Below are 25,492 nucleotides of genomic sequence, written 5' to 3' on the forward strand. Positions count from 1 at the left end.
ACACAGATGCCCTTCACCCCCACCGCCTACAAACCCTACGATTTCGCCAACCGCCGCCACATCGGCCCCTCGCCCGCCGAGATGGCCGAGATGTTCGCGACCCTTGGCGTTGCCGATCTGGACGAGTTGATCGACCAGACCGTGCCGAAATCCATCCGCCAGTCTGAACCGCTGGACTTCGGCAAGCCGCGCTCCGAGCGGGAAATGCTGCACCAGATGCGGGTGACGGCATCGAAGAACCGGGTGCTGCGTTCGCTGTTGGGCCAGGGCTATCACGGCACCGTCACGCCGCCGGTCATCCAGCGCAACATCCTGGAAAACCCGGCCTGGTATACCGCCTACACCCCCTACCAGCCCGAGATCAGCCAGGGCCGGCTCGAGGCGCTTCTGAACTACCAGACGATGGTGTCGGACCTGACCGGGCTAGAGGTCGCCAATGCCTCGCTGCTGGATGAGGCCACGGCCTGCGCCGAGGCGATGGTGATGGCGCAGCGGGTGGCGAAATCGAAGGCGGCGGCGTTTTTCATCGACGAGAACTGCCACCCGCAGAACATCGCGGTGATGAAGACCCGGGCCGCCCCCCTTGGCATCGAGGTGATCGTGGCCGCGCCCGAGGCGCTGGAACCGGGCAAGGTGTTCGGCGCGATCTTTCAGTATCCCGGCACGCATGGGCATCTGCGCGATTTCACCGACGAGATGACCGCGCTGCATGACGCCAAGGCCATCGGCATCGTCGCCGCCGACCCGCTGGCCCTGACGCTCTTGAAGGAACCCGGCGCGATGGGGGCCGACATTGCCGTCGGCACCACCCAGCGGTTCGGCGTGCCGATGGGCTACGGCGGGCCGCATGCCGCCTATATCGCCTGTCACGAAGCCCACAAGCGCGCCCTGCCCGGCCGGCTGGTGGGCGTCTCCATCGACGCGCGCGGCAACCGCGCCTACCGGCTGGCACTGCAAACCCGCGAACAGCATATCCGGCGTGAAAAGGCCACGTCGAACGTCTGCACCGCGCAGGCGCTGCTGGCGGTGATGGCCAGTTTCTATGCCGTGTTCCACGGCCCCGAGGGTCTCAAGGCCATCGCCCAGCGCATCCACCGCAAGACCCTGCGGCTGGCCAAGCGGCTGGAGGCGGCGGGCTTCAAGGTCGAACCCGAGACGTTTTTCGACACCATCACGGTCGAGGTCGGACTGCTGCAAAAAGGCGTGCTGCGCGCCGCGGTGCGCGAGGGCATCAACCTGCGCCCGGTGGGCAAGACCAGGGTGGGCATCACGCTGGATGAACCGACCCGCTCGGAAACCATCGAGGGCGTCTGGCGGGCCTTCGGGATCGAGGCGAAGGACAACGAATTCACCGAGGAATACCGCCTGCCCGCCGGTCTGGGACGGCAGAGCGACTATCTGACCCACCCGGTGTTTCACATGAACCGGGCCGAGACGGAAATGATGCGCTACATGCGCAAGCTGGCTGACCGCGACCTGGCGCTGGACCGGGCGATGATCCCGCTTGGGTCGTGCACGATGAAGCTGAATTCCGCCGCCGAGATGATGCCGGTCAGCTGGCGCGAATTCTCGATGCTGCACCCGCTGTGCCCGCCGGGCCAGGCCGAGGGCTATCGCATCCTGATCGACGATCTCAAGGCCAAGCTCTGCACCATCACCGGCTATGACGCGATGTCGATGCAACCGAACTCGGGCGCGCAAGGCGAATATGCCGGGCTTTTGGCGATCCGCTCCTATCACGCGGCGCGCGGCGAGACCAATCGCGATATCTGCCTGATCCCGATGTCGGCGCATGGCACCAACCCGGCCTCGGCGCAGATGGCGGGGATGAAGGTGGTGGTGGTCAAGTCGGCCGAGAACGGCGATGTCGATGTCGACGATTTCCGCGCCAAGGCCGAGGCCGCGGGCGACAATCTGGCCGCCTGCATGATCACCTATCCCTCGACCCACGGGGTGTTCGAGGAAACCGTGCGCGAGGTCTGCCAGATCACCCACGATCACGGCGGGCAGGTCTATATCGACGGCGCCAACCTCAACGCGCTGGTCGGGCTGGTGAAGCTGGGCGAGTTGGGCGGCGACGTGAGCCACCTGAACCTTCACAAGACCTTCGCGATCCCGCATGGCGGCGGCGGTCCCGGCATGGGGCCGATCGGTGTCAAGGCCCACCTGGCCCCGCACCTGCCGCCCGATCCCTTCAAGGGCAAGGAAGGCGCGGTCAGCGCCGCGCCCTATGGCTCGGCCTCGATCCTGCCGATCTCATGGGCCTATGTGCTGATGCTGGGGGGGGCTGGCCTGACGCAGGCGACGCGGGTGGCGATCCTCAATGCCAACTACATCGCGGCACGGCTGCAAGGCGCCTACGAGGTGCTCTACAAGGGGCCGACGGGCCGGGTGGCGCATGAATGCATCATCGACGTGCGCCCGTTCGACGAAAGCGCCGGTGTCACCGTCGAGGATATCGCCAAGCGCCTGATGGACGCGGGCTTTCACGCGCCGACGATGAGCTGGCCGGTCGCCGGCACCTTGATGATCGAGCCGACCGAGAGCGAGACCAAGGCCGAGATCGACCGCTTCTGCGACGCGATGCTGGCAATTCGCGAGGAGATCCGCGCCATCGAGGACGGCAAGTCCGATCCCGAGAACAACCCGCTTAAAAACGCGCCGCACACCGTCGAGGACCTGGTGGGCGACTGGGACCGGCCCTACAGCCGCGAACAGGGTTGCTTCCCGCCGGGGGCGTTCCGGGTCGACAAGTACTGGCCCCCGGTCAACCGGGTCGACAACGTCTATGGCGACCGCAACCTGGTGTGCGTCTGCCCGCCGCTGGAAAGCTACCAGGACGCGGCGGAATAGGTGCGTGAAAGCCATGCCCGCGCGGGGTTGAAATCCGGCCCGCGCGGGCGCACATATTTCGCAACTTGAATATTTGCCGGGAGACACCCGATGGCCAAACCGATGAAACTCACCTGCCTCGCTTGCGGCGCGGTCAACCGGGTGCCCTCAGACAAGCTGGGTGCCGGGCCGAAATGCGGCACCTGCGGTGAAAAGCTGAACGACGCCAAGGTGCACGAGATCGACGCGGGCGTGCTGGCCAAGGCCACGAAGAACGACGACCTGCCGCTGCTGGTCGATTTCTGGGCGCCGTGGTGCGGCCCGTGCCGGATGATGGCGCCGGAGTTTTCCAAGGCGGCGCAGGCATTGGGCCCCGATGCGCGGCTGGTCAAGATCAACACCGAGGATCACCCCAAGGTATCGGCCAGGAACAACATCCGCGGCATCCCGACGATGATCCTCTACCAGAACGGTCGCGAAGTCGCACGCCAGTCGGGTGCGGTGCCGGCCCGCGCGATCGAGGATTTCGTGCGCACAAAGGCCAGGGTCGGCGCCTGACGGAATCGCCCGGGGCGCGCGGCGCGATATCCGCTTGACACCGCGCCCCGGAAACGCCAGATAGCACCCCGTTGGGGCCGTAGCTCAGTTGGGAGAGCGCGTCGTTCGCAATGACGAGGTCAGGGGTTCGATTCCCCTCGGCTCCACCAGATCCCATCCCATGATGATCGCCTTACAGCGCGCTATCGCAGCGCCTCGGCGAGGAAGTCGAACACGAACCGCAAGCGGCGGTTGCGATGGATTTCGCGGTGCGCGGTCAGCCAGACCGGGAACGGGAACGGCGCCAGACCGGGCAGCGCCCGGCGCACCTCGGGGTCGGCGTCACCGATCCGGTCGTCGATCAGCCCCAGCCCCAGATCCTGTTTCACCAAAGCCCACATCACCAGGAAACTGGCCGAGCGCAGCGGGAAATTCGCCTCGGTCAGATCGAGGCCCATTGACCGCAGCCCCTCGATCATCAGGGCGGTGTCATCCAGTCCGATGATGCTGGCGCGCGACAGGTCAGAGGCAGTTGCGGTCGACCCGAGGCGATCAAGATAGGCGGGCGTGCCGTAAAACCGGCCGGTGGCATCGCGAATCTTGCGCGCCACAAGGTCGGGTTCTTTCGGGCGGAAGTTGCGGATGGCGATATCGGCCTCGCGCCTGAGCAAGTCGGAGGCGTCGTTCGACGCGATCACCTCGATCACGATCCGGGGTTCGGCTTCGTGCAGGTCTTTCAGGATCGGCGGCAGCAGCATCGCGGCATAGGCGTCCGAGGCCGAGATCGTGACCATCCCCTCCATCGCCTCGTTCTGGCCATAGGCCGTCATCGAGAGCCGCCCCGCCGCCTCGCCCATGGCGCGGACATGTTCGATCAACTCGTGCCCGGCGGGGGTCAGGCGCAGCCCGCGTCCGACCCGTTCAAAGAGCACCACGCCCAGTTCCTGCTCCAGCGCATCGACCTGCCGCCCCAGCGTCGGCTGCGCCAGCCCCAGCGCCCGCGCCGCCGCCGACAACGAACCTTCCTCGGCGGTCACAAGGAACGCCCGCGCGCGGTTCCAGTCGAATTTGACCGATCTCCAATCCATGCGAATACGCATATCAGATCGGCATATCCAGTCAATTTCATTTGGATTGCCGGTGCGCTATCCCTGTGTCAGCGGCGCAAAACGCGGCGCGCGAACAAACAGACAGACCCAAGACGGCAAGCCTTTCGACCCGCACCCCCGGTGCGGGACCGGCCCCGGTTTGCCCAAGGAAAGGACCACGACATGCACCTCTTCAACGATCCCCGGTCGCGTGGCTATGCACGCCTGACCGGCGCCTTTTACCTCTTCATCGCCGTGTTCGGCTTTTTCTCGATCCTCTGGGTGCCGGCGCAGTTGCTGGTGCCGGGCGACGCCGCGGCGACCTTCGAAAATATACTGGCCCGGCGCGGGCTGTTCCTGGCCGGAATTGGCGGCGAAGTGGCGATCCTGATCGCCGAGATCATGGCCACCGCGCTGCTTTACTTCATGTTCAAGCCGGTCAGCGCCGCGCTGTCCTTTGCCGCCGCCCTGGCGCGGCTGAGCATGGTGGGCGTGATGGCGGCGATGCTGTTCTTTTCCGCCGGTGCCCTGGTGCTGGCCGAACCGGGCGGCGCGCTGGCGAGCTTTTCCGAGGCGCAGCGGCTTGACCTCGGCAACCTGTTTCTCGGGATGCACGATGCCGGCGTCTGGATCTGGCAGGTGTTTTTCACCGTGCACCTTGCCATTCTCGGCCAGCTCGTCGCGCGGTCGGGCCGTTTCCCCCGCCTTCTGGGTCACGCGATGACGCTGGGTTCGGTCGGCTACCTGCTCGACAGCCTGCACAAATTCGCGCTGCCCGAGGCCGCGGGGCTGGGCACCGTCACCGCCGTTTTCCTCGGCATCGTCACGCTGGCCGAAGTGGGCTTTGCCCTATGGCTGGTGATCCGCGGACCGCGCCCCGCCTCGACTGCCATGACCCAGGCCGCGGCCTGACCCACACCCGGCGCGGGCGGTCCCTGCCCGCGCCTCATTCAATTTAGGAAAGGACCAAGACATGACACGCATCTGCATCATCGGCATCTCCGGCAAACTGGGTCAATACATGACCGAACACGCGCTCGCCCACGGCTACGAGGTGGTTGGCGTCTGCCGCCCCGAGAGCGTCGGCAAGCTCGACCGCTTCAAGGGACGGATCACCGTTTTCCCGGCGCGGACCGACAACGCCGACGTGGTTGCCCAGGCGGTCAAGGGCTGCGACGGCGTGCTTACCGTGCTCGCCCCCTGGGGGTTCACCAACTACGCCAGCGGCACCGCCCGCGCGGTTCTGGAAAACGCCGAGCCGGGCGCAAGGCTGATCTTCTCCTGCGGCTGGCACATCACCAAGGAGGGCAAGGACCGCTACAGCCTGGGGCAGAGGTTCATCTATGGGTTTTTGACCTTCATCGCCTGGGCCACCCGGTTGGCCGACATCTCCGACCAGGTGCGGGCGACCGACATGATCTTCGCCTCCGATACCGCCTGGACCGTGGTGCGCGGCTCGGACCTCGAGGAGGGCGAGAGCGAGGGGCTGCCGGTCTGGGCGCGCCATGTCGGCGACCCGGTGCTGGCCTCGAACCTGACGCGTCGCACGGATTTCGCGTTGTTCATGGTGCATGCGCTGACCGATGACCGGCTGATCCACGAAGCCCCGGCGATCGTCGGGCGCAACTCGGCCTCGGCCAAGGCGCACCCGGAGGCGGTGGCGTCGGTTCCGGCATAGAACGTTGGCGCGCGCGGGGAACCGGGCGCGCTACCCCTCGGCCTGGTTGTAGGTCATGTCGACCACCATGCGCCAGGTCTCGGCGCCCTCGGGGCGCAGCATCTGCTGGATGGCAAAGCTGCCCGCGTCGGGCGCCATGATCTTGACCCAGGTTTCATAGGGCTTCTCGTCGACCATCAGGGGCTCGGTCGAGAACAGCTCGATCAACTCGGCGGTCTCGGACCCGGCAAGCTGCACGGTCTGGTCTGTGGCCGCCGTCCAGAACCCGGCGCGGACCTTGCCATTCTCGCCCCGCACCAGCCTGAGCGAAATGTCCGACGCGCCCGCCGCCACCACGCATTTGCCCTTGACCGCCACGTCGCCCGCACCCTCGGCCTGCTCGACGCCGACCTTGCAGCGGCCCCGTTCCATCGGCTTGTCGGCGCCGGTCGAGAGGCTGCCCTCGCCCACCCAGTCACCTGCCACGGCAAACAGATCGGCGGCCCCCGCCGGCAGGGCGAGGGTGATGAACGCGGCGGCAAACAAGGGTCTGATCATCAATTCCTCCGGCCCGGCGCGGGGCTCTTGTGCGGACCGAACACCGCGATCACCGCGGGCAGGACCAGAAGATCGGCGATCAGCGCCAGGACATAGACGCTCATCGCGATGGTGCCGAAATCGGCAACGCCCTTGGTGGTGGCAAAGATCGAGCCGCCCATGCCAAGGACCAGAACGGTGGAGGTGGTTACCAAGGCCGGCGTGGCCTCGTCCAGCGCCTCACGCAGACGTGTCCGCCCGATCCGCGAAAACCCGCCGGTCAGGCGCAGCCGGTTCAACACATGCAGCGTGTCATCCACCGCCACCCCGAAGGCGACCGCCAGCGCCAGCCCGTTGGCGAACTCGATCCCGTGCCCCGACAGGGCCAGCCAGGCCCCGATCAGCGACACCGGCAACACGTTGGGGATCAGCGAGATCAGCGCCACCCGGATCGAGCGCAGCCACAGCGTGATCAGAACGCCCACGGCCGCCAGCGCGATCAGCAGGCTTCGATTAAGCTCGGTCAGGATCTTGGCCGCCACCCGCGCGGTCATCACCGGAAGGCCGGTGGCCGCGCTGACCTCGACCCCGTCCAGCGCCGGGTTCGCGGCGATGGCCGCGTCAATCCTGGCCGCCAGCGCGTCGGTCTGTTCACCGCTCTCATACTGAAACGACAGCGTGACCAGCGCGCGGCTGCCGTCCTCGGACACCAGCCGGCGGGCCAGCGCCTCGGGGATCTCGTCCGCCCCACCCATGTCGCGCGACAGCCGGGCCAGCGATTGCACCTTGTCGCTGCCGGCCACACGGACAACGGTATCGTGGACCTCGGAAATCACCTCGGTGTCGGTCGAGCGCACCGCCACCTGAAGCACCGAAACCGGCGTCACCTTTTCCTCGATATCGCGAAAGGCCGCGATCACCGGCTCGTTCGGGCTGAGACTGTCGAGGATCGAGTAACGGGGCGAGGCCTGGCTGTAGAACACCGTCGCCACCACCAGCACGATCAGCCCCAGGGTCGCGACAGTCCTGGGCCGGGCCAGCGCGAGGCGCGGCAGGTAGACGAAAAACAGCCCGCTGGGCGGGCGCCGCTCGAGCCGCTCGAACTTTTCGTTGAACCAGGGGTGATGCCCGGCGGCGCCGAGGATAAGGGTCTGCGTCAGCAGCACGGTGAACGAGGACAAGAGGATAAGAAGCGTGCCCATGCGGCCCAGTTCGGCGATGATCTCGGCGCGTGACAGGGTCAGCGCAGCAAACGCGACGGCGGTGGTGATGCCGGCGAAGATGCAGGCGATCGCCACCCGGCGCACGGCGCGCACCGTGGCACGTTTGCTGTCGCGCCCGGCCTGGCGCGCCCGCTCGAAGCTGATGTGGATCGAATCCGATGTGGCCAGGATCAGGACCAGCACCGGCAGCGTCACCGACACCGTGTTCACGGTGATGCCAAGATGGCCGAACACGCCCAGCGAGGTGACCAGCGACACCAGCGGCCCGGCCAGCGTGAGCAACCCCAGCGTCACGCTGCGCAGCGCGATCACCGCCACGATGAAGCCGACCGCAGCCCCCACCAGGTTCAGAAGCAGCACATCGCTCACCAGTCCGCGCGCCACCCGGTCGCGCAACACCGGATAGCCCGACAGCCGGATCGTCGCGCCCGATGCGGCCTCGGCCTTGTCCGCCAGGTCCGCCAGCGCGTCGATCTGGTTGGCGCGGCCATCCTGCACGTCGGAATCCAGATCGCTGATCGGCAGGATCGCCACCATCGCATTTCGGTCCGGCCCCATCAGGCGGCGCAGCGCGGCGTTGCCGCCACGCTCGGCGTCGAAGCGCGCGGCCATCGTCGCCCGGTCGGGCAGCGGGAAAGGCACCAGCGGTTCGGCCTCGCCGTCCGCGCCGGTGACCTGAAGCGACAGGGGCGAGACCGCGGCGCGCACACCGTCGACGAATTGCGCATCCAGCAGGAAATCCGACACCGCCATCAGCACCGTCGGATCGGCCAGGTCGTCAGCCTCGATCAGCACGATCACATCGTTGGAATCGCTCTCGAAATCGCGCGCAACGTCGAGGAATTCCTCGTAGGCCGGGAAATCGCTGCGAAAGAACCGAAGCAGGGCATCGTCGAACGTGACCTTGGTCGCGCCGGTGACGCCGAACACCAGGAGCGCGGCGAACACCAGCCAGAGCAGCGAAAACCCTGCCCTGACCCGCGCCAATGCCGAGGCCAGCGCCCGGCCGAACCGCCATTGCGAAAACACTAGCGGTCCCCTCCCAGAGCGGGACGGACCTGCCCGACATCGGCCGCCATCATCTGCCTCTCACGAGTTTCCGCGCCACCTAGCCTTTGCGGGCGGGTCTTTGCAAGGCGTTTGGCGGCGATCCGTCAGTCGAGAAAGGTCCAGCTGTCGGCCCCGTCGAAGTGGCGCACACGGGTCGTTGCCACGATGTCGGGATCGTCGGCAAGGCGCAGGTTCACCGCGAAACGGTCGTCGATCAGGCTGGCCCAATGGGTCGTCGCCCCGCAGGTCTTGCAGGTGTGAAACGCAAGCTCCTTGTCGCCCCAGGCATAGGCGATGGTGGCGTCCGGTTCGGCGATCACCCGCCCCTTGACCGGCGGCGCATAGACCCAGAGCGCGGCCAGCCGCCGGCAGATCGAACAATTGCAGGCGGTCGCGCCCTTGGGCCGGGTGATCTCGTAGCGCACCGCGCCGCAATGGCACGAACCGGTGATGATGTCGTCGCTCATGCCGTGGCCCCTACCCATCCGCCCGGATGCGCGCGTTGGTCGGGTCGTGCGGGCTGTCGGGGGCGATCTCGGCATCCCACAGGCGGTTCTGCATCATCACCTTCAACTTCGTGCCCGGCTTGGCGAGGTCGGGGCGCACATAGCCCATGCCGATCGACTTGCCGAAGACCACCGAATAGCCGCCCGAGGTCAGCCGCCCGACCTTTTCCCCGCCGGAAAACAGCGCCTCGCGGCCCCAGGGGTCGGCATCCTCCGGCCCGTCGATCAGCAGCGTCACGCAGAGCGAGCGGATGCCGGTGGCCTCCATCGCCGCCTTGCCGTGGAAGTCCTTGGTGAGATCGACGAACCGATCCAGCCCGGCCTCCAGCGGGGTGGCGTCGCGGCCAAGTTCGGTGCCGAAGGCGCGATAGCTTTTTTCCTGCCGCAGCCAGTTCTGCGCCCGCGCGCCGACCGGCTTGAGCCCATGCGCCTTGCCCGCCGTCATCAGCAGATCCCACAGGTAGTTCTGCATCTCGATCGGGTGATGCAGCTCCCACCCCAACTCGCCGGTATAGGCGACGCGGATGGCGTTGACCGGGCACATGCCCAGTTCGATCCGCCGGGACGAGAGCCAGGGAAAGCGCTTGTTCGACAGGACCGTGGCGGGATCGGCATCGCGGATCACCTCGGCCAGCACATCACGCGATTTCGGCCCGGCGATGGCAAAGACGCCCCATTGCGTCGTCACGTCCTGCACGCCCACCCAGTCGCCCGCGTGCTCGGCGCGCCAATCCTCGACCGCCTTGATGAGGAAATCCTCGTCGTAATCCGCCCAGGCCCCGGCGGAGATCAGGTAATACTCGTCCTCGGCCTCGCGCACGATGGTGTATTCGGTGCGCGTGGTGCCGGCCACGCTCAGGGCATAGGTCAGGTTGATCCGGCCCACGCGGGGCAGCTTGTTGGTGGTGAACCAGTCCAGAAACCCGGTCGCGCCCGGTCCGAACACCTTGTGCTTGGCAAAGGCGGTGGCGTCGATCAGCCCGGCAGCCTCGCGGATCGCGCGCGCCTCGGCCTCGGCATATTGCCACCAGCCGCCGCGCCGGAAGCTGCGGGCGTCGTGGTCGAAACTGTCCGGCGCATCGAGGGGGCCGTAGTAGTTCGGCCGCTCCCACCCGTTGACCTGCCCGAATTGCGCGCCCAGCGCCTTTTGCCGGTCATAGGCGGGCGCGGTGCGCAGCGGGCGGCAGGCTTCGCGTTCCTCGTCGGGGTGGTGCAGGATGAAGACGTGGGAATAGCATTCCTCGTTCTTGCGCGCGGCATATTCGGTGGTCATCCAGCCCTGCGCATAGCGGCGCGGATCGAGGCTGGCCATGTCGATCTCGGCCTCGCCCTCCACCATCATCTGGGCAAGGTAATGGCCGGTTCCGCCCGCCGCCGTGATGCCGAAGGAAAAGCCCTCGGCCAGCCACATGTTGCGCAGGCCGGGTGCTGGCCCGACCAGCGGATTGCCGTCCGGCGTGTAGCAGATCGGGCCGTTGAAATCATCCTTCAGCCCCACCGTTTCCGAGGTCGGGATGCGGTGGATCATCGACATGTATTCCTGTTCGATCCGCTCCAGATCGAGCGCGAACAGGTCGGCGCGGAAACTGTCGGGCACGGCATATTCGAACCGCGCCGGGGCGCCGAACTCATAGGGGCCGAGAATCCAGCCGCCGCGTTCCTCGCGCACATACCATTTCGCGTCCGCATCGCGCAGCACCGGGTGTTCGCCGTGGCTCTTGCGAAACTCCACCAGCGCCGGGTCCGGCTCGGTCACGATATACTGATGCTCGACCGGGATCGCCGGAATGCGGATGCCCAGAAGCCCGGCGGTGCGCTGGGCGTGGTTGCCGGTGGCGGTGACGACATGCTCGGCGCGAATCTCGAAGGTCTCGCCCGAAGGCACCAGGTTGCCGCCCCGCTCGACCATCACGGACCCGCGCACGATCCACTCGGACCCCGTCCATTCATAGCTGTCGACTTGGCGCTTTCGAACGATCTCGACCCCGCGCATCCGGGCGCCCTTGGCCATCGCCATGGTGACATCGGCGGGGTTGATATAGCCGTCGGTCGGGTGAAACAGCGCGCCGACAAGGTCTTCGGTGCGCACCAGCGGCCAGCGTTCCCTGATCTGCGCCGGGGTCAGGAACTCGTAGGGGATGCCCACGGTCTCGGCGATCGAGGCGTAAAGCTCGTATTCATCCAGCCGCGCCCGGGTCTGGGCCATGCGCAGGTTGCCGACCACGCTGAAGCCCGCGTTCAGCCCGGTTTCTTCCTCCAGCGTCTTGTAGAACTTCACCGAGTAGTCGTGGATGTGGCTGGTGGCATAGCCCATGTTGAATAGGGGCAGCAGCCCGGCGGCGTGCCATGTCGAGCCCGATGTCAACTCGTCACGCTCCAGCAGCATCACGTCGGCCCAGCCCGCCCGGGCCAGGTGATAGGCAATCGCCGTCCCGACCGCGCCGCCGCCGACCACCAGGGCTTTCACATGGGTTTTCATCGACGGACCTCCTCAGCGCGGCATGATGCGCACAGATTGCCGAATTCGCGCGTTTTCGGAAAGGTGGCTCCGACCGATGAAGGCCCGAAACCGACAGGTGGCAACGTCAGCGCCGCAGCGCCGCGTCGAACTTGTGGATCGGCAGAACCGGCGACAGGATCGCGCGCAGCTCGGCGCGTTTCGGATCGTCGGGGTCGAACAGGCTGTAGCAGATGTAATCCTGAACGATGGCGCCCTGCTGCTCATAGCCGTAGCTGAGAAACTCGCGCCCGGCCTCGGTGGTCCACCAGTAGGGATCGACCGACTCGGTGGTCTCGGAGGCGGATTCGGCGATGGTGTAGTTGGTCAGGTCGCGGTTCTGCCATTGCCAGACATGCATCAACTCGTGCGCCATGATCAGGGCCGAGGGATAGGGCACCGCGTCGGGCCAGCCCTCGAAGGTGTCGGGACGGTAGTAGTCGTAGCTGAAATAGACCTTGTCGTAGAGCACGAAGGCGGCGGGCCAGGTCCAGACGCGCTGAGTCGAGCGCTTGCGCTCGCAGATCCCCTCGGGCGGCTTGCGCGGACCCTGGGCGGCGACCTCGGCATCGGGCTTGCGCGGGCGCGGCAGGGGCAGCACGCCTATCCCCGCCGTTACCTCGACCGCGTCGGCATCCAGCGTGTCGCCAAAGAACGCATCGGCAAAGTCACGCTCGGCCGGCGTCAGGCCGCGCGCGCAGGCCGACAGCACCACCAGCGCCGCAAGGGCGGTGATGGTGCGTGCGGCGCGGCGTGATGTTGTTCTGGCCAATGGCAATCCCTCGGGTCGGACCCAAGGGATGCGGGCGCGCGCGCCATCTTGTCAAGCCTCACGCGCCCGGATGCGTTCAGGCCGGTGACAGCTTGGCCCGCCAGACCGCGATGCCCAGCCAGGCCATCGCCACGACGATCAGGATCGCACCCAGCAACACCAGGTAGGGCGGCACGCCCAGCACGATTTCCGCCACGATGCCGATCGGCATCAGCATGCCGGCGAAGGCCAGCCACGAGACCCACTTGGCCGACATCTGGTCGATCGGCAGTTTCCACACCAGATAGCCGATCAGCACGTTGAGAAGAGCAAAGAGGTTGCCGTGAACGTGCGCCAGTCGCGCCTCGAAATGGGTGCCGATGCCGTAATCCGCGATCCACTGTTCCTTGCTCGGCGCGAAATCGCGCAGGTAGATCAGCAGGAACCCGTAGGCCATGAAGGCGGCGAGAAACAGCAGCCCGCCGGTGATGTTGAGTTTTCCGTAGGTCATTTTTCCGTCCTTGACGATGATCCGCGCGACTCACACCCGATGCGTATGTCGCCGGAAAGCAGGCAGAGTGTAATACGGATATAACATTCATCAAGGAAAATCGTTATATACGTATAACGACAGTCGAAATGTCGCAGGATGAGCGGACATGGCGGGAGGAAAAGGAAAAGCCCCGCCTTCGCGGGGCTTTGACTGACCGACCAGTGGCCCTTGCGGGTCCAACTGCGGGTGCGATGCGGCGCCGCGCCGCCGGGCGCGTCACAACACCCCCGGCACCACCTGGTCCGGTGGACGGTGGCCGTCGGCGAAGGTCTTGATGTTGATGATCACCTTCTCGCCCATCTCGATCCGCCCCTCACGGGTGGCCGAACCCATGTGCGGCAGCAGCACCACGTTGTCGAGGTCGCGCAAGCGCGGATTGATGTCGGGCCCGCGCTCGAACACATCGAGCCCCGCCCCCGCGATCTCGCCCGCGCGCAGCATCCGGGTCAGGGCGTTTTCGTCGATCACCTCGCCGCGCGAGGTGTTCACGATGACCGCGTCGGGCTTCATCAGCTTCAGCCGCCGCGCGTTCATCAGGTGGAAGGTCGAGGGCGTGTGCGGGCAGTTGATCGAGATGATGTCCATCCGGCTGACCATCTGGTCAAGGCTTTCCCAATAGGTCGCCTCGTGTTCGGCCTCGATCGCGGCGTGAAGGCGGCGGCGGTTGTGGTAATGCACCTGCATGCCGAAGCAGCGCGCGCGCTTGGCGACCGCCTGCCCGATCCGGCCCATGCCGAGAATGCCCAGCCGCCGCCCCGCGATCCGCCCGCCGAGCATCGCGGTGGGCGACCAACCCTGCCAGCCGCCGGCGTGCATCAGGGCAAGCCCCTCCGGAATGCGCCGGGTCACCGCGAGGATCATCGCCAGCGTCATGTCGGCGGTATCGTCGGCGCTGACCCCGGGGGTGTTGGCGACGAGGATGCCGCGCTGGCGCGCAGTGGCAACGTCGATGTGGTCGACACCCGCCCCGTAATTCGCGATCAGCTTCAGCTTGTCACCGGCCTTGGCCAGCATGCCCTGGTCGATCTGGTCGGTCAGGGTCGGCACCAGAACGTCGGCCCGCTGCATTGCGCTGGCCAGTTCGTCGCGCGTCATCGGGGTATCGTCGTCGCGCAATTCGACGTCGAACAGTTCCTTCATCCGGGTCTCGACCACTTCTGGCAACCGTCGCGTAACGACAACACTCAGCCGTTGTGAACCCATGGAACCCCTCCGCTGGCTTTTCTTTGGCGCGTTTCGCTGGCATGGTGGCAAGGAACGCGGAGAGGCACAAGCGCCGTTGGCGCGACAAATGAGAACAACCGCGTCGTTGGGCAGTCGAATGACCGTATTCGGTTTATTGCGCCGGGCTTTGGCAGGTGTGGCGGGAAGCGTGCTTCTCGTCCAGCCGGCATTCGCGCTGGAGCGCGGGCCGGTCACCAACCTGCCGCTGCCGCGCTATGTCTCGCTGAAAACCGACGAGGGCAACGTGCGCCGTGGCCCGTCCTTGTCGCACCGGATCGACTGGATCTTCGTGCGCCGGGGCATGCCGCTCGAGATCGTCGGAGAGTTCGGCCATTGGCGCCGGGTTCAGGACCGCGACGGGGTCGGCGGCTGGGTTCATTATTCGTTGTTGTCCGGGGTGCGCAGCGCGTTGATCGAGACCGACCTTGCCCCGCTGATGGCGGCGCCGAACCCCGACAGCCCGGTCAAGGCCCATCTCGAGGCGGGCGTGATCGTCTGGATGAGCAGTTGCGCGGCGGACTGGTGCAAGGTCGAGGTGGAGGGAACAAAGGGATGGATGGAGAAGACCGCACTCTGGGGCGTGCGGCGGGACGAGGTCTTCGACTAGGGATCGACACCGTCGACACGCAGGCCGCCGCCCGCACGCTGAACCGTTCGGGCCGGCGCTTCGTCGTGGTTCACGCCGCCAGCGACTGGCACCCGTCGGTTGCCACCGGCGACAACGGCTTTTTCCCGAAACTGACCGCCGAGCTTGCAGGCCAGGGGATCGAGGCGCGGCTGGTGCGCGCCAGAAGCCGCCCGGCTGACATCCTCTCGGACCCCGAGGCCGGTCACATCCACCTGAAAATCGGCGCGATGCCCGGCTATGCCCCGAACCTCCTGCACGTGAACCAGGGCTATATCCAGGGGTTCTGGTATCTCGACGAACTGGGCACACACGCCAACAGCTCGCTGCGTTTCGCGCAATTCTGCGCGGACCGGGTGAACCGGGGGCATGCCGAGTATTTCTTCAACGGCGTCACGGGCTGGATGCTGCGCAACAACGTCTCCAACAGCCCGCAGGCCGAGCGGCGGCCGGACCTGCTGGAACCGGCGCGCGCCGTGGTCTTTACCCAGGAAATCGAGTTTCAGCGCAGCCGCGCGCACTACCTGACCAACGAACAGATGATCCGCACCGCCGCCGAGTTCGACCGCCGCCGGCTGGTCTATGTCAAACCGCACCCGCACCAGTCCAAGGCGGCGCTGCGCGATATCCTCGCGGTGACGCGCGACTATCAGAACGTCCGGGTCTGCGAAGCCTCGGTGCACGATCTGATCGAGGTCTCCGACATCGCCGTCACCCAGAATTCCGCCGCCGGATTCGAGGCATTGATGCAGAAAAAGCCGGTGGTGACCTGCGCCCGGTCCGACTACCACGGCGCGACCCTGACCGCGCGCACCGCGGGCGATCTGCGCGACGCGCTGGAGTTTGGACCGGCGGCGATGGAGGGCTTTGCCTACGAAAAGTTCTTCTACTGGTTCTTGTCGCGCAACCTGCTCGAGCCGGTGAAAGAAAGTTTTGCCGAACGCGCGGTGGCGCGCATCCGCGACAAGGCGTTCCTGTAAGGGGCAGCGCCCGCCTCAGCCCCGGCGGCGCGACAGGGCAAGGATCGCCGGCACGATCAGCGCCACGATCACCGCGACCGCCGCGAAGGACAGCCGGAGGCTCCACAAGGCCGCCAGCCCGCCCATCATCGACGGGCCGAGGAAAAAGCCGATCATCCCCGCCATCCAGGCCCGCGAGATCGCCACTGGGCGGGCGCGTTCGCTGACCTGGCGGCCAAGGATCGAGTTGACCGAGGGCACGATGCTGGCCACGCCCAACCCCAGCACCGCGACCCCCGCCAGCACCGTGCCCTGGGTCGGCGCCGCCGCGATGATCACCGCGCCAAGGCTGCCCAGGATCGCCGAGCCGAGGATCAGCCGCGCCTCGCCCATCCGTTGCGCCAGCACCTGCCCCATGATCCGGCCAAAGGCCATCACGAAGCCCAGCGTCGCGGGGCCGAAACTGCCCGCCCCCACTTCGCCGCCCAGCGTGCGCTCGATATGCAGCGCCGACCAGGCCTCGGTCGCGTTCTCGCCGATGAACGAAGCAAACAGGATCAGCGCGGCCAGCAGCACCGGCGTCCACGGCGGCGTGGCGCTGCTGTCGGCCTCGTCGGGCGCGGGCGCGGGCAGGCGCCGGTCCCAGCCGATCAGGACCAGGACAAGCGCCACGATCGCCATCGCCGGCAGCACGGTGCCATAGCCCGCACCGGCCTTGCGGGCAAAGGCGATCACCAGCGCGGTGATGCCGAAGGCCAGCGAGAAACCGGCATGGTTGAGGTTCATCAGGTGCAGGCCGCGGCGGGCCTCGATGGTCGCGATGCGCACATTCGCGGTCATGTCGGCAAAGGCGACCGCGCCACCGGCAAAGAACAGGGCCACGCCCAGCGCCACCACGCCGCCCGCCATCGCGGGCAAAAGGAACGACAGCACGATCGCCATCCCGGCCACCGGCAGGGCATTGCCGCCGAGCATCTGCCCCAGGCGCGGTGCAAAGCCCATGGCGATGATCGAGCCGATCGCCGGCAGCACCAGCACCGCGCCCATTACGGCGTCGGACGCACCGACCGCCTGCTTGATATCGGGCATCAGGGCCGCGATCGAACCCCAGAACACGCCGACCGCCGCCAGCGTCATCAGCGGCGCGCGCGATATTCTCAGACCCTCAAGCACCGGCATCGCCGCCCTCCGAACTCCTGTTGCCCGCCCGCCCCCTCTAGGGCATTTTGCGGCGGTCTTCCATCCGCCCGGCCGGGGGCGCACGGCCTGAAATTACTGCTTCCCCCTGCCCCGAATCCGGTCTATACGCGCGTTTTCACGCGGGCGTTGCACCCTTGGAGGAACCCCGCATCTACAATCTGGAGACTACCCATGGCTCGTGAAATCCCTGATTTCAACGCCACGGTACGGACGGGGACAGGCAAGGGGGCCGCTCGTCAAGCTCGCCGTGAAGGCAACGTACCGGGCATCGTTTATGGCGGCGGCGTCGATCCGCTTCCGATCAATATCCCCTTCAGCGTGCTGCTCAAGCGCCTCAAGCAGGGCCGTTTCCTGTCGACGCTGCTCAACCTCAAGGTTGACGGTCACGACGACGTGCGCGTGATCTGCCGCAACGTGCAGCGCGACGTGGTGAAGGATCTGCCGACGCATGTGGACTTCATGCGCCTGCACCGCAACACCCGTATCAACCTGTTCATCCAGGTCGATTTCGAGAACGAGGAAGAATCCCCCGGCATCAAGAAGGGTGGCGTTCTGGTCGTGGTCCGGCCCGAGGTCGAACTGAACGTTGTGGCCGGCGACATTCCCGAGCGTCTGGTGGTCGACCTGACCGGGCTGGAAGTCGGCGATGTCATCCACATCTCGGACATCACGCTGCCGGCCGGCGCCAAGCCGACCATCGAGCGCGATTTCGTGATCGGCAACATCTCGGCCCCGTCGGGCCTGCGCGGCGCCGACGAAGAGACCGATGAAGAGGTCGAAACCGAGGTCATCGGCGAAGAGAAGGACGACGACGCCGAGGCGACCGAAGAATAAGTCTGGCGACATCGCAGGAATACAAAACGGGGCCGGTTTCGGCCCCGTTTTTCGTCGTGATTGCGTGTTTCGGACAAGCCCCTGCGCTATTCGTGCACCCGCTGGAACACCACCACCTCGCCCTGCGTGCCCCAGGGCATGTAGGTCATGTCGTTGCGCGACATGCCGTCGAAGATCGCGCGCACGCCCGATGGCGGATAGACCATGGTGTGAATCTCCATGATAACCAGCCGCACGCAGTCGGGCCAGGCCTGCTGGCTGAGCTGCAACTCGCCGCCCTCGACATCCATGATCACCACGCTGGGCTGATGCTCCTCAAGCAGCGCCGACAGTCTCAGCGCCGGCACCTCGGCCAGCTTGTCCCTGGGCGCATCCGCCCCGGCGATGGTCGAGGCCCAGAATGCGTCGCGCACCAGGAACGACACCGTGTCGGCGTCGAACCGGTCATCCACCACCGCGCCGTGGATCAGTTGCGCTGCCGCGGCGCCGTTGCCGTCGAGGTTCTGGCGCAGCACCTCGAGCATCACCGGCGAGGCTTCGACGGCGACGACGTTGTCGCCCCCCACCGCACGCGCCGCCAGCGCCGAGACATAGCCGGCCCCCGCCCCAATATCGAGAACCTTGTCGCCCGGTTTGGCATGTCGCCGGATCGCGGCGCTTTCGTTCCATTCGTATTTGCCGCTTTCCAGCGCGCGCCGAAGGCTGTCGTTCAGCGCGTGTCCCGGCACGCGCAGCTTGATCCCGTCGAGCTCGAAACTTGCCACCTTGCCCCCTGATTGGCCCCGCCTTGGCATTCCCGGCGGTCTCGCATAATTTGTCCTCGACCGATCCTATGGGGCGGATATGAAAAGTCCAGCAGAGGCGGCATGAAACTCTTCGTGGGGCTGGGGAATCCCGGTCCGAAATACGCGGGCAACAGGCACAACATCGGCTATATGGCCGTCGACCGGATCGCTGTGGACCATGCCTTTTCACCGTGGCGGGCCAAGTTCCAGGGTGTGATGTGCGAGGGGCGGCTGGGGCGCGAAAAGGTGGTGTTGCTCAAGCCCGAGACCTTCATGAACCTGTCCGGCCAGTCGGTCGGGGCGGCGATGCGGTTCTTCAAGCTCGAGCCCGACGACGTGACCGTGTTCCACGACGAGCTTGACCTCGCCCCCGGCAAGGTGCGGCTGAAACAGGGCGGCGGCCATGCCGGGCACAACGGCCTGCGCTCGCTTCATGCCCATATCGGCGAGGGCTATCACCGGGTGCGGCTGGGCATCGGCCATCCCGGCCACAAGGACCGGGTGTCGCCCTATGTGCTGTCGGATTTCGCCAAGGCCGACGCCGACTGGCTGGATGACCTGATGCGCGGCATATCGGACGGCGCACCGCACCTGGCCGAGGGCGACGGGCCGAAGTTCACCAATGCCATAGGCCTGCGCATGGCCCCGCCCAGGCCCGCGCCGAAACCGGAAACAGCGACAACCGAGGAGCCGACCCCTGCGCCCGACACCCGATCTCCGTTCCAGAAGCTCGCGGACAAGTTCAGATGAGCCTTGAAGGCGCCTTTCGCGAACAGGCCACGCACAACCGTGCCCTGGGTTCGCCGTTTACCGCACGGGTGTTGCGCATCGCCGCCGAACGCGCGGTGCCGGGCAATCCGGTGATGGACCGGATGCTGGCCTGGGAGGGCGATATCGGCCCGCACGGCGCCTCGTTGCCGCTCCGGTTCCTGTCGGGGTTGCAGGCGCTGGTGCTGACCGGTGCCTGCCGCGAACTTGTCGCCGCCTACCCGCCAAACCCGGCACCCGACGACGCGACGCTTGGCGCCGCCATCGACGCGGCCCTGGCCGATCACGCAGACACGCTGATGCGCTGGATCGACAGCCCGCCGCAGACCAACGAGGTGCGCCGCGCCTCGGTGATGATCGCCGCCGGGCAATGGCTGGCGGATCGGTTCGGGCTGCCGCTGGTGCTGTCCGAACTGGGCGCCGCCGCCGGGCTGAACCTGATGTGGGACAAGTTCTGCCTGGCGCTGGCCTGCGGCACCTTCGGGCCGAAACGCTCGACGGTGTGGCTCGACCCCGACTGGCGCGGCCCCTGTCCGCCCGCCGCCGAGATCGAGGTGATCGACCGGCGCGGCGTCGATCTCAACCCGATGGACCCGCATGACCCCGACGACGCGCTGCGCCTGGTCTCGTTCCTCTGGGCCGACCAGCCGCAGCGGATCGACCGCACCCGCGCCGCGATTGACCTGGCCGAGGCCGTGGTCGACCGGGGCGATGCCGCCGCCTGGCTCGAGGCGCGGCTGGCCGAGCCCCACCCCGGCGCGCTGCATCTCGTCACCCATACCGTCGCCTGGCAGTATTTCCCCAAGGCCACCCGCACCCGCTGCCTGGCCGCGCTCGAGGCCGCCGGTGCGCGCGCCACCCGCAAGGCCCCGCTGGCCCGGCTGTCGATGGAGGCCGATGGTTCCGGCAAGGCCGGGGCGGCGATCAGCCTGACCGTCTGGCCGGGGGGCCGGACCTTTTCGCTGGGCCGTGTCGATTTTCACGGTCGCTGGGTGGACTGGACGCCGCCTTGAGGCAATAGTGCGACGGATTTGAATGTGTCATCGCGAGGAGCAGACATGACAACCGAACCCGTCATCGCGCAGAAAGGACCCTTTGCCGTCGAGGTCGAGGAAGGCAAACGCTATTTCTGGTGTGCCTGCGGGCGCTCGAAAAAACAGCCCTTTTGCGACGGGTCGCACGAGGTGACCGACCTCAAGCCGGTGAAATACACCGCCGAGGCCACGAAAAAGGTGTTCTTCTGCGGCTGCAAACGAACCGCCGGCCAGCCGCTGTGCGACGGCAGCCACAACAGCCTGTGACGTGATGCGGCGCATCCTCTTTCGCGGCTTCCTCGTCCTTCTGGTGGTGCTGGCCGGTGTCGCGCTGTGGAAACGCGACGACCTCGCGCGGCTTTATGCCGTCAACACGCTGTTTGACGAAGACCGGATCGTCGCGAACTTCATCCACATGGATGCGCTGTTTCACACCCGCCCGATGCAGACCCGGCGCGGACCGCCCAGCCCCTTGCCCACCGCCGTCAACCCGGTGACCCTGCCCGAGGGCACCGAAGCCTGGCTCGAGGCGCGCAACGCCACCTCGCTTGTCATTCTCAGGCGCGGCGAGATCGTGCACGAGGACTACCGCAAAGGCACCGAGGCGGGCGATCTGCGCATCAGCTGGTCGGTGGCGAAAAGCGTTCTGGCCGCCCTGTTCGGCATCGCGCTGGACGAAGGCGCGATTGCCTCGATCAACGATCCGGTGACGGACTACGCCCCGGCGCTGGCCGGCTCGGCCTATGACGGGGCGACTATCCGCAATGTGCTGAACATGGCGTCGGGGGTGGAGTTCGACGAGGACTACCTGGATTTCTGGTCCGATATCAACAAGATGGGCCGGGTCGTGGCCCTGGGCGGATCGCTTGACGACTTCGCCGCCGGGATCAAGGCGCGCCGCGCGCCGCCGGGCAGGGAATGGCACTATGTCTCGATCGACACGCATGTGCTGGGCATGCTGTTGCGCGGCGCCACCGGACGCTCGGTGCCCGACCTGATGGAGGAAAAGCTGTTCGGCCCGCTCGGGCTCGGGGCCGATCCCTATTACGTCACCGATGGCGAAGGCATCGCCTTCGTGCTGGGCGGGCTGAACATGACCAGCCGCGACTTCGCCCGCTTCGGCCAGATGATCGCGCAGGGCGGCGAGTGGCAGGGCAAGCAGATCGTGCCGGCAAGCTGGGTCACCGCCATGACCGCCGAAAGCGCGCCGTGGCAGGACGGCCAGATGGCGCGCTATGGTTTTCAGTGGTGGCTGCCCAACGACGCCGGGCCGGGCGAAGCCTTCGCGATCGGGGTCTATGGCCAGTATATCTGGGTCGACCGCGCCCGCGGCGTGGTGATCGTCAAGACCGCCGCCGACCGCGGTTTCCAGGAACCGGGCGTGTTCGAGGACAATATCGCGATGTTCCGCAAGCTGGTGGAGGCCGTGCAATGAAACTGATCCCGGACCAACCGGTGAACGTGCTGGGCGGCCCGCTGCTGTCGTGCTCGGACGAACCGCTGACCGGCTTTTTCCGCGACGGGCATTGCAACACCTGCGATGCCGACACCGGCCGCCACACTGTCTGCGCCATCATGACGGCCGAGTTCCTGGCCTATTCCAAATACGTCGGCAACGACCTGACCACGCCGCGCCCCGCCTTCGATTTTGCCGGGCTCGTTCCCGGCGATCACTGGTGCCTGTGTGCGGCGCGGTTCCTTCAGGCGCATGACGAGGGTTGCGCCCCCAGGGTCCGGCTGGAGGCCACCCATATCCGCGCACTCGAAGTGGTGAAGCTGGAAATCCTCGAACAGAACCGCGCCTGAAAACGGGGGCTGTCGGCCCGCTCCGAATTGCGCTTAATGACCTCGAAAAACCGCAAACGGAGAGCGCCCTTTGGAACGTGCCGAGCTTGAGGCCCTGTGCGGGCGGGTCGGGATCACCACCTGGTATGGCGACCGGGCGGTGCCGGACGCGAGCCTCGTCGCGATCCTGCGCGCCCTTGGCCACGACCCCGAGACCGGCGATGCGCCCGGCCTGCCCGGCCTGCACGACGACCCGGCGCGCGCCGGCACCTGCCACATGCCCGAAGGTCTGGCCGAGCGCCCGGCCTGGGGGCTGGTCTGTCAGCTTTACGAACTGCGCTCGTCGCGAAACTGGGGGATCGGTGACTTCGCCGACCTCGCCCGGCTGGCCCGGATCGCCGCCGAGGCGGGGGCGGATTTCCTCGGGGTGAACCCGCTGCACGCCCTGTTCCTGGCCGCACCGGAGCGTCACAGCCCGTTCACGCCGTCAAACCGGGCCTTTCTGAACCCGCTCTACATCGCGATGGACGACCTGCCCGGGGCGGCGGTGGATGATCCCGCCACCCTCACCAACCTGCGGGCGGCGGAGCTTGTGGATTACCCCGCCGTCGCTGCGGCGAAACGGCGGGCGCTGGCGGAGGTCTTTGCCGCCACCCCCTTCAACGCAGACCACCCGAAAGGCGATTTCGACACCTTCCGCGCCGAGGGCGGGACCACCCTGGAACGCCACGCCCTGTTCGAGGCGCTGTCACAGCACATGACCGAGACCGGGCACGGTGCGGGCTGGAAGGACTGGCCAGGCGCCTATCACGGCCCCGATACACCCGAAGTCGCCGCCTTTGCCCGCGCCCATCCGGAGCAGGTCAGCTTTCACATCTGGCTGCAATGGCTGGCCGCGCGCCAGCTTGCCGGGGCGCAGAAGGCCGCGCTGGCTGCAGGAATGCGCATCGGCCTCTACCTCGATTTCGCGGTCGGCGAGGCGCCGGACGGCTCTGCCACCTGGGGCGCGCCGGACCTGTTTCTGCGCGGACTCTCGGTCGGCGCGCCGCCTGACGTGTTTGCGCAGGACGGGCAATACTGGGATCTCGCCGCCCTGTCCCCGACCGCGCTGGCCGAGGCCGGGTTCGCGCCCCTGCGCCGCCTGATCGCGGCCCAGATGCGCCATGCCGGTGCGCTCAGGATCGACCATGCGATGGGGCTGAAACAGCTTTTCCTGGTCCCCGAAGGCGCCCCGGCGCTGGCCGGCGCCCATGTCGCCTATCCCTTCGCCGACATGCTGGCCACCGTTGCCTCCGAGAGCCGTGCACAGGAAACCGTCGTGATCGGCGAAGACCTCGGTTTCGTCCCCGACGGGTTTCGCGAAACCATTCGCCGCGCCGACATGCTGGCCTATCGCATCCTCTATTTCGAACAGGACTGGGGCCTGTTTCGCCGCGCATCGACTTACCCGGAGATGGCGCTGGCCTGTATCTCGACCCACGATCTGCCCACGCTCTCCGGTTGGTGGCGCGGCGAGGATATCGGGCTGCGCCACCGCTTCGGCCTGATCGACGCGGCCAACGCCGAGGCGCAGCACGCCCGCCGGGCCGAGGAACGCAGCGCGCTGGTTGCCGCCCTGATCGACGGCGGCCAACTGCCCGCCGACTGCCCGGATGGGTCCGCCGAGACGCTGACGCCGCGGGTTCTGACCGCCTCCTACCGCTTTCTCGGGGCAACCCCGTGCCGGCTGGTCGCGGTGCGCCTGGCCGATCTGGTCGGACCCGAGGGCGCAACCAACGTCCCCGGCACGACCCGCGAACACCCCAACTGGCAACGCCGCTCGCCTGTCACGCTGGACCGGATCTCCGCAGACCCGGCGTTTCGCGACGTATCGGCAGCCCTCCGCGCGCTGCGACCTCGCTGATCGGCGAGGCGCCGCCGAGGATGAACGTCGTTTTTGCCCTGTGATGAAACAATTCCGGCCCCGCATCGTTCTGCCCCCACAACAAGAGCGAAAGGAGCCGAGACATGAAACGACAGATGCTTACCATGACCGCCGTTGCGATGCTCGCCACCACGCCCGCGCTGGGCCAGGAGATGAGCGCGATCGAGGCCGGGCTCAACACCGAGGTCTATGCCATGGGCATGGCGGAGTTGACCGAAGACGGCTTTGTCGTCGAACGGGTGCGCCAGGAAGCCTCGGGCGAACTGGTGTTCCGCGCTCATACCGACGCCATGGCGCGGGTCCTGGTGCTGGACGAGGATGGCAATGTCCTGTCCGACACCATGACCGAGCTTTCGGCCAGTGGCGGCGCCAAGGCGGCGGCGATGAACCACAACGAGAACAGCGGCGAGAATGTCGGCTTTGGCGTTGATGCCAAGGGCGACGTCACGGCGAAAAGCGACGCCGGTGAAAACCGCGGCGGTCTCGATCTGAGCGTCAACGCCGGCGCCGGAATCAACCTCGACCTGTAAGGGCGGGGGCTGCCACTTTGGGCACGTCTTGCGGCGCCGGCAATCCGGCGCCGCTTTCGTCTGCGATCAGCAGCGTTTCGGGTTCGGGCGGCCTGTCGGCCAGCAGATCCTCGATGAACAGGCTCAGAAGCTGCGCCCGCCCGTTCACCCCCGCCTTGCGATAGATCGCGTTGGTCTGCGCCTTGACGGTGCCCTCCGAGGTCTGGCGGAGCGCCGCGATCTCGGCCGTCGACAGGCCCTTGATGGCGAACAGCGCCACGTCGCGCTCGGCCGGGGTCAGGCCCCAGTCGCTGAACTGGTCTTCGAGCACGTCCATGAAGGCAGCCGAGGCGATCCGAAGTTGTTCCTCGGCCCGCCGGCGATGGCGGTGCGAACGCTTCAGGGCGATGGCCCCCATCCCGATTCCCAGCGCCAGGCCCACTGCGGCCCCGATCTCGATGAACTCGCGGTATTGCCAGGGTATCGGCTCGGCCCAGAATCCGAAGAACGACGACAGGATATCGGACACGAAGAAAAAGCCGCAGGCGGCCTGAATCGCCAGCGCGATCATTATGAAATGGCGGTCACCCAAGACCCGACGTTCCGGTCGCAGG

General features: G+C 66.8%; 25 protein-coding genes and 1 tRNA gene. 15 read left to right on the forward strand and 11 right to left on the reverse strand.

Annotated elements, in window-relative coordinates:
* Nucleotides 1-6 precede the first annotated feature (6 nt).
* The 3 genes from gcvP to FVF75_RS13025 all read left to right on the forward strand — a co-directional run bounded on the left by gcvP (nucleotide 7) and on the right by FVF75_RS13025 (nucleotide 3,539).
* Nucleotides 7-2,853 carry an aminomethyl-transferring glycine dehydrogenase gene (gene gcvP, locus FVF75_RS13015; protein WP_148378685.1) on the forward strand — a complete coding sequence of 949 codons (2,847 nt, stop codon included), beginning with the start codon at nucleotides 7-9 and terminating at the stop codon, nucleotides 2,851-2,853.
* Nucleotides 2,854-2,943: 90 nt separating this feature from the next.
* Nucleotides 2,944-3,390, forward strand: a complete 447-nt coding sequence (gene trxC / locus FVF75_RS13020; protein ID WP_148378688.1) for a thioredoxin TrxC — start codon at nucleotides 2,944-2,946, stop codon at nucleotides 3,388-3,390.
* A 73-nt stretch (nucleotides 3,391-3,463) separates the two neighbouring features.
* Nucleotides 3,464-3,539, forward strand: a tRNA-Ala gene (locus FVF75_RS13025).
* A 33-nt stretch (nucleotides 3,540-3,572) separates the two neighbouring features.
* On the opposite strand, the gene FVF75_RS13030 is transcribed toward FVF75_RS13025, so the two are convergent.
* Entirely contained in the window at nucleotides 3,573-4,457 is an 885-nt protein-coding gene (locus FVF75_RS13030) for a LysR family transcriptional regulator (protein WP_246138085.1), read from the reverse strand.
* Nucleotides 4,458-4,640: 183 nt separating this feature from the next.
* On the opposite strand from FVF75_RS13030, the gene FVF75_RS13035 reads away from it, so the two are divergent.
* The gene (locus FVF75_RS13035) at nucleotides 4,641-5,369 is read left to right on the forward strand and encodes a DUF4386 domain-containing protein (protein WP_148378691.1); all 729 of its coding nucleotides are present in this window, start codon (nucleotides 4,641-4,643) and stop codon (nucleotides 5,367-5,369) included.
* A 61-nt stretch (nucleotides 5,370-5,430) separates the two neighbouring features.
* The gene (locus FVF75_RS13040; protein ID WP_148378693.1) at nucleotides 5,431-6,135 is read left to right on the forward strand and encodes an NAD(P)-dependent oxidoreductase; all 705 of its coding nucleotides are present in this window, start codon (nucleotides 5,431-5,433) and stop codon (nucleotides 6,133-6,135) included.
* Between the two features lie 30 nt (nucleotides 6,136-6,165).
* Here FVF75_RS13040 and FVF75_RS13045 read toward each other — a convergent pair whose 3' ends face one another.
* The 7 genes from FVF75_RS13045 to FVF75_RS13075 form a co-directional block, all read right to left on the reverse strand.
* Nucleotides 6,166-6,672: a hypothetical protein gene (locus tag FVF75_RS13045; RefSeq protein ID WP_148378695.1), complete on the reverse strand. Its 507-nt coding sequence runs from the start codon at nucleotides 6,670-6,672 to the stop codon at nucleotides 6,166-6,168.
* Nucleotides 6,672-8,903 (reverse strand): efflux RND transporter permease subunit, encoded by a 2,232-nt coding sequence (locus FVF75_RS13050; RefSeq protein ID WP_148378697.1) that lies wholly within the window; start codon nucleotides 8,901-8,903, stop codon nucleotides 6,672-6,674. Before FVF75_RS13050 ends, FVF75_RS13045 begins: the two co-directional genes overlap by 1 nt.
* Nucleotides 8,904-9,028: 125 nt before the next feature.
* Nucleotides 9,029-9,391 (reverse strand): GFA family protein, encoded by a 363-nt coding sequence (locus FVF75_RS13055; RefSeq protein WP_222861229.1) that lies wholly within the window; start codon nucleotides 9,389-9,391, stop codon nucleotides 9,029-9,031.
* A gap of 10 nt (nucleotides 9,392-9,401) precedes the next feature.
* Entirely contained in the window at nucleotides 9,402-11,909 is a 2,508-nt protein-coding gene (locus FVF75_RS13060) for a GcvT family protein (RefSeq protein WP_148378699.1), read from the reverse strand.
* A 106-nt stretch (nucleotides 11,910-12,015) separates the two neighbouring features.
* Nucleotides 12,016-12,699 (reverse strand): hypothetical protein, encoded by a 684-nt coding sequence (locus FVF75_RS13065; protein ID WP_148378700.1) that lies wholly within the window; start codon nucleotides 12,697-12,699, stop codon nucleotides 12,016-12,018.
* Between the two features lie 76 nt (nucleotides 12,700-12,775).
* Complete coding sequence (locus tag FVF75_RS13070; protein ID WP_148378702.1) at nucleotides 12,776-13,189, reverse strand: hypothetical protein; 414 nt, start codon at nucleotides 13,187-13,189, stop codon at nucleotides 12,776-12,778.
* A 258-nt stretch (nucleotides 13,190-13,447) separates the two neighbouring features.
* Nucleotides 13,448-14,434 (reverse strand): 2-hydroxyacid dehydrogenase, encoded by a 987-nt coding sequence (locus tag FVF75_RS13075; RefSeq protein ID WP_148378704.1) that lies wholly within the window; start codon nucleotides 14,432-14,434, stop codon nucleotides 13,448-13,450.
* A 118-nt stretch (nucleotides 14,435-14,552) separates the two neighbouring features.
* Here FVF75_RS13075 and FVF75_RS13080 point away from each other — a divergent pair, with 118 nt between their 5' ends.
* Nucleotides 14,553-15,062, forward strand: a complete 510-nt coding sequence (locus FVF75_RS13080; RefSeq protein WP_425463235.1) for an SH3 domain-containing protein — start codon at nucleotides 14,553-14,555, stop codon at nucleotides 15,060-15,062.
* Nucleotides 15,008-16,060 carry a capsular polysaccharide export protein, LipB/KpsS family gene (locus tag FVF75_RS13085; protein ID WP_148378708.1) on the forward strand — a complete coding sequence of 351 codons (1,053 nt, stop codon included), beginning with the start codon at nucleotides 15,008-15,010 and terminating at the stop codon, nucleotides 16,058-16,060. Before FVF75_RS13080 ends, FVF75_RS13085 begins: the two co-directional genes overlap by 55 nt.
* A 15-nt stretch (nucleotides 16,061-16,075) precedes the next feature.
* Here the strand turns inward: FVF75_RS13085 and FVF75_RS13090 are convergent, their stop codons facing one another.
* The gene (locus tag FVF75_RS13090; RefSeq protein WP_148378710.1) at nucleotides 16,076-17,218 is read right to left on the reverse strand and encodes an MFS transporter; all 1,143 of its coding nucleotides are present in this window, start codon (nucleotides 17,216-17,218) and stop codon (nucleotides 16,076-16,078) included.
* A gap of 192 nt (nucleotides 17,219-17,410) precedes the next feature.
* On the opposite strand from FVF75_RS13090, the gene FVF75_RS13095 reads away from it, so the two are divergent.
* The gene (locus FVF75_RS13095) at nucleotides 17,411-18,073 is read left to right on the forward strand and encodes a 50S ribosomal protein L25/general stress protein Ctc (RefSeq protein ID WP_148378711.1); all 663 of its coding nucleotides are present in this window, start codon (nucleotides 17,411-17,413) and stop codon (nucleotides 18,071-18,073) included.
* Nucleotides 18,074-18,159: 86 nt separating this feature from the next.
* On the opposite strand, the gene FVF75_RS13100 is transcribed toward FVF75_RS13095, so the two are convergent.
* Nucleotides 18,160-18,837, reverse strand: a complete 678-nt coding sequence (locus FVF75_RS13100; RefSeq protein ID WP_187393071.1) for an FkbM family methyltransferase — start codon at nucleotides 18,835-18,837, stop codon at nucleotides 18,160-18,162.
* A gap of 102 nt (nucleotides 18,838-18,939) precedes the next feature.
* Between FVF75_RS13100 and pth the strand changes: the two genes are divergently transcribed.
* The 7 genes from pth to FVF75_RS13135 all read left to right on the forward strand — a co-directional run bounded on the left by pth (nucleotide 18,940) and on the right by FVF75_RS13135 (nucleotide 24,899).
* Nucleotides 18,940-19,608: an aminoacyl-tRNA hydrolase gene (gene pth / locus FVF75_RS13105; RefSeq protein ID WP_148378715.1), complete on the forward strand. Its 669-nt coding sequence runs from the start codon at nucleotides 18,940-18,942 to the stop codon at nucleotides 19,606-19,608.
* Nucleotides 19,605-20,639 (forward strand): DUF2332 domain-containing protein, encoded by a 1,035-nt coding sequence (locus FVF75_RS13110; RefSeq protein WP_148378716.1) that lies wholly within the window; start codon nucleotides 19,605-19,607, stop codon nucleotides 20,637-20,639. Before pth ends, FVF75_RS13110 begins: the two co-directional genes overlap by 4 nt.
* A 45-nt stretch (nucleotides 20,640-20,684) precedes the next feature.
* Entirely contained in the window at nucleotides 20,685-20,927 is a 243-nt protein-coding gene (locus tag FVF75_RS13115; RefSeq protein ID WP_148378718.1) for a CDGSH iron-sulfur domain-containing protein, read from the forward strand.
* 4 nt (nucleotides 20,928-20,931) lie between these two features.
* Nucleotides 20,932-22,095: a serine hydrolase domain-containing protein gene (locus FVF75_RS13120; RefSeq protein ID WP_148378720.1), complete on the forward strand. Its 1,164-nt coding sequence runs from the start codon at nucleotides 20,932-20,934 to the stop codon at nucleotides 22,093-22,095.
* Nucleotides 22,092-22,466 carry a DUF2237 family protein gene (locus FVF75_RS13125; protein ID WP_148378722.1) on the forward strand — a complete coding sequence of 125 codons (375 nt, stop codon included), beginning with the start codon at nucleotides 22,092-22,094 and terminating at the stop codon, nucleotides 22,464-22,466. The genes FVF75_RS13120 and FVF75_RS13125 overlap by 4 nt, the downstream gene beginning before the upstream one ends.
* 70 nt (nucleotides 22,467-22,536) lie before the next feature.
* Complete coding sequence (malQ, locus tag FVF75_RS13130) at nucleotides 22,537-24,348, forward strand: 4-alpha-glucanotransferase (RefSeq protein ID WP_148378724.1); 1,812 nt, start codon at nucleotides 22,537-22,539, stop codon at nucleotides 24,346-24,348.
* Nucleotides 24,349-24,452: 104 nt separating this feature from the next.
* Nucleotides 24,453-24,899: a hypothetical protein gene (locus FVF75_RS13135; RefSeq protein ID WP_148378726.1), complete on the forward strand. Its 447-nt coding sequence runs from the start codon at nucleotides 24,453-24,455 to the stop codon at nucleotides 24,897-24,899.
* Here FVF75_RS13135 and FVF75_RS13140 read toward each other — a convergent pair.
* A complete protein-coding gene (locus FVF75_RS13140) occupies nucleotides 24,883-25,470 on the reverse strand; it encodes a helix-turn-helix transcriptional regulator (RefSeq protein ID WP_342779816.1) in 588 nt (195 codons plus the stop codon). The two genes, FVF75_RS13135 and FVF75_RS13140, sit on opposite strands and share 17 nt — an antisense overlap.
* Nucleotides 25,471-25,492 lie beyond the last annotated feature (22 nt).

Source organism: Maritimibacter fusiformis, from assembly GCF_008086115.1.
Classification (GTDB): Bacteria; Pseudomonadota; Alphaproteobacteria; order Rhodobacterales; family Rhodobacteraceae; genus Muriiphilus; species Muriiphilus fusiformis.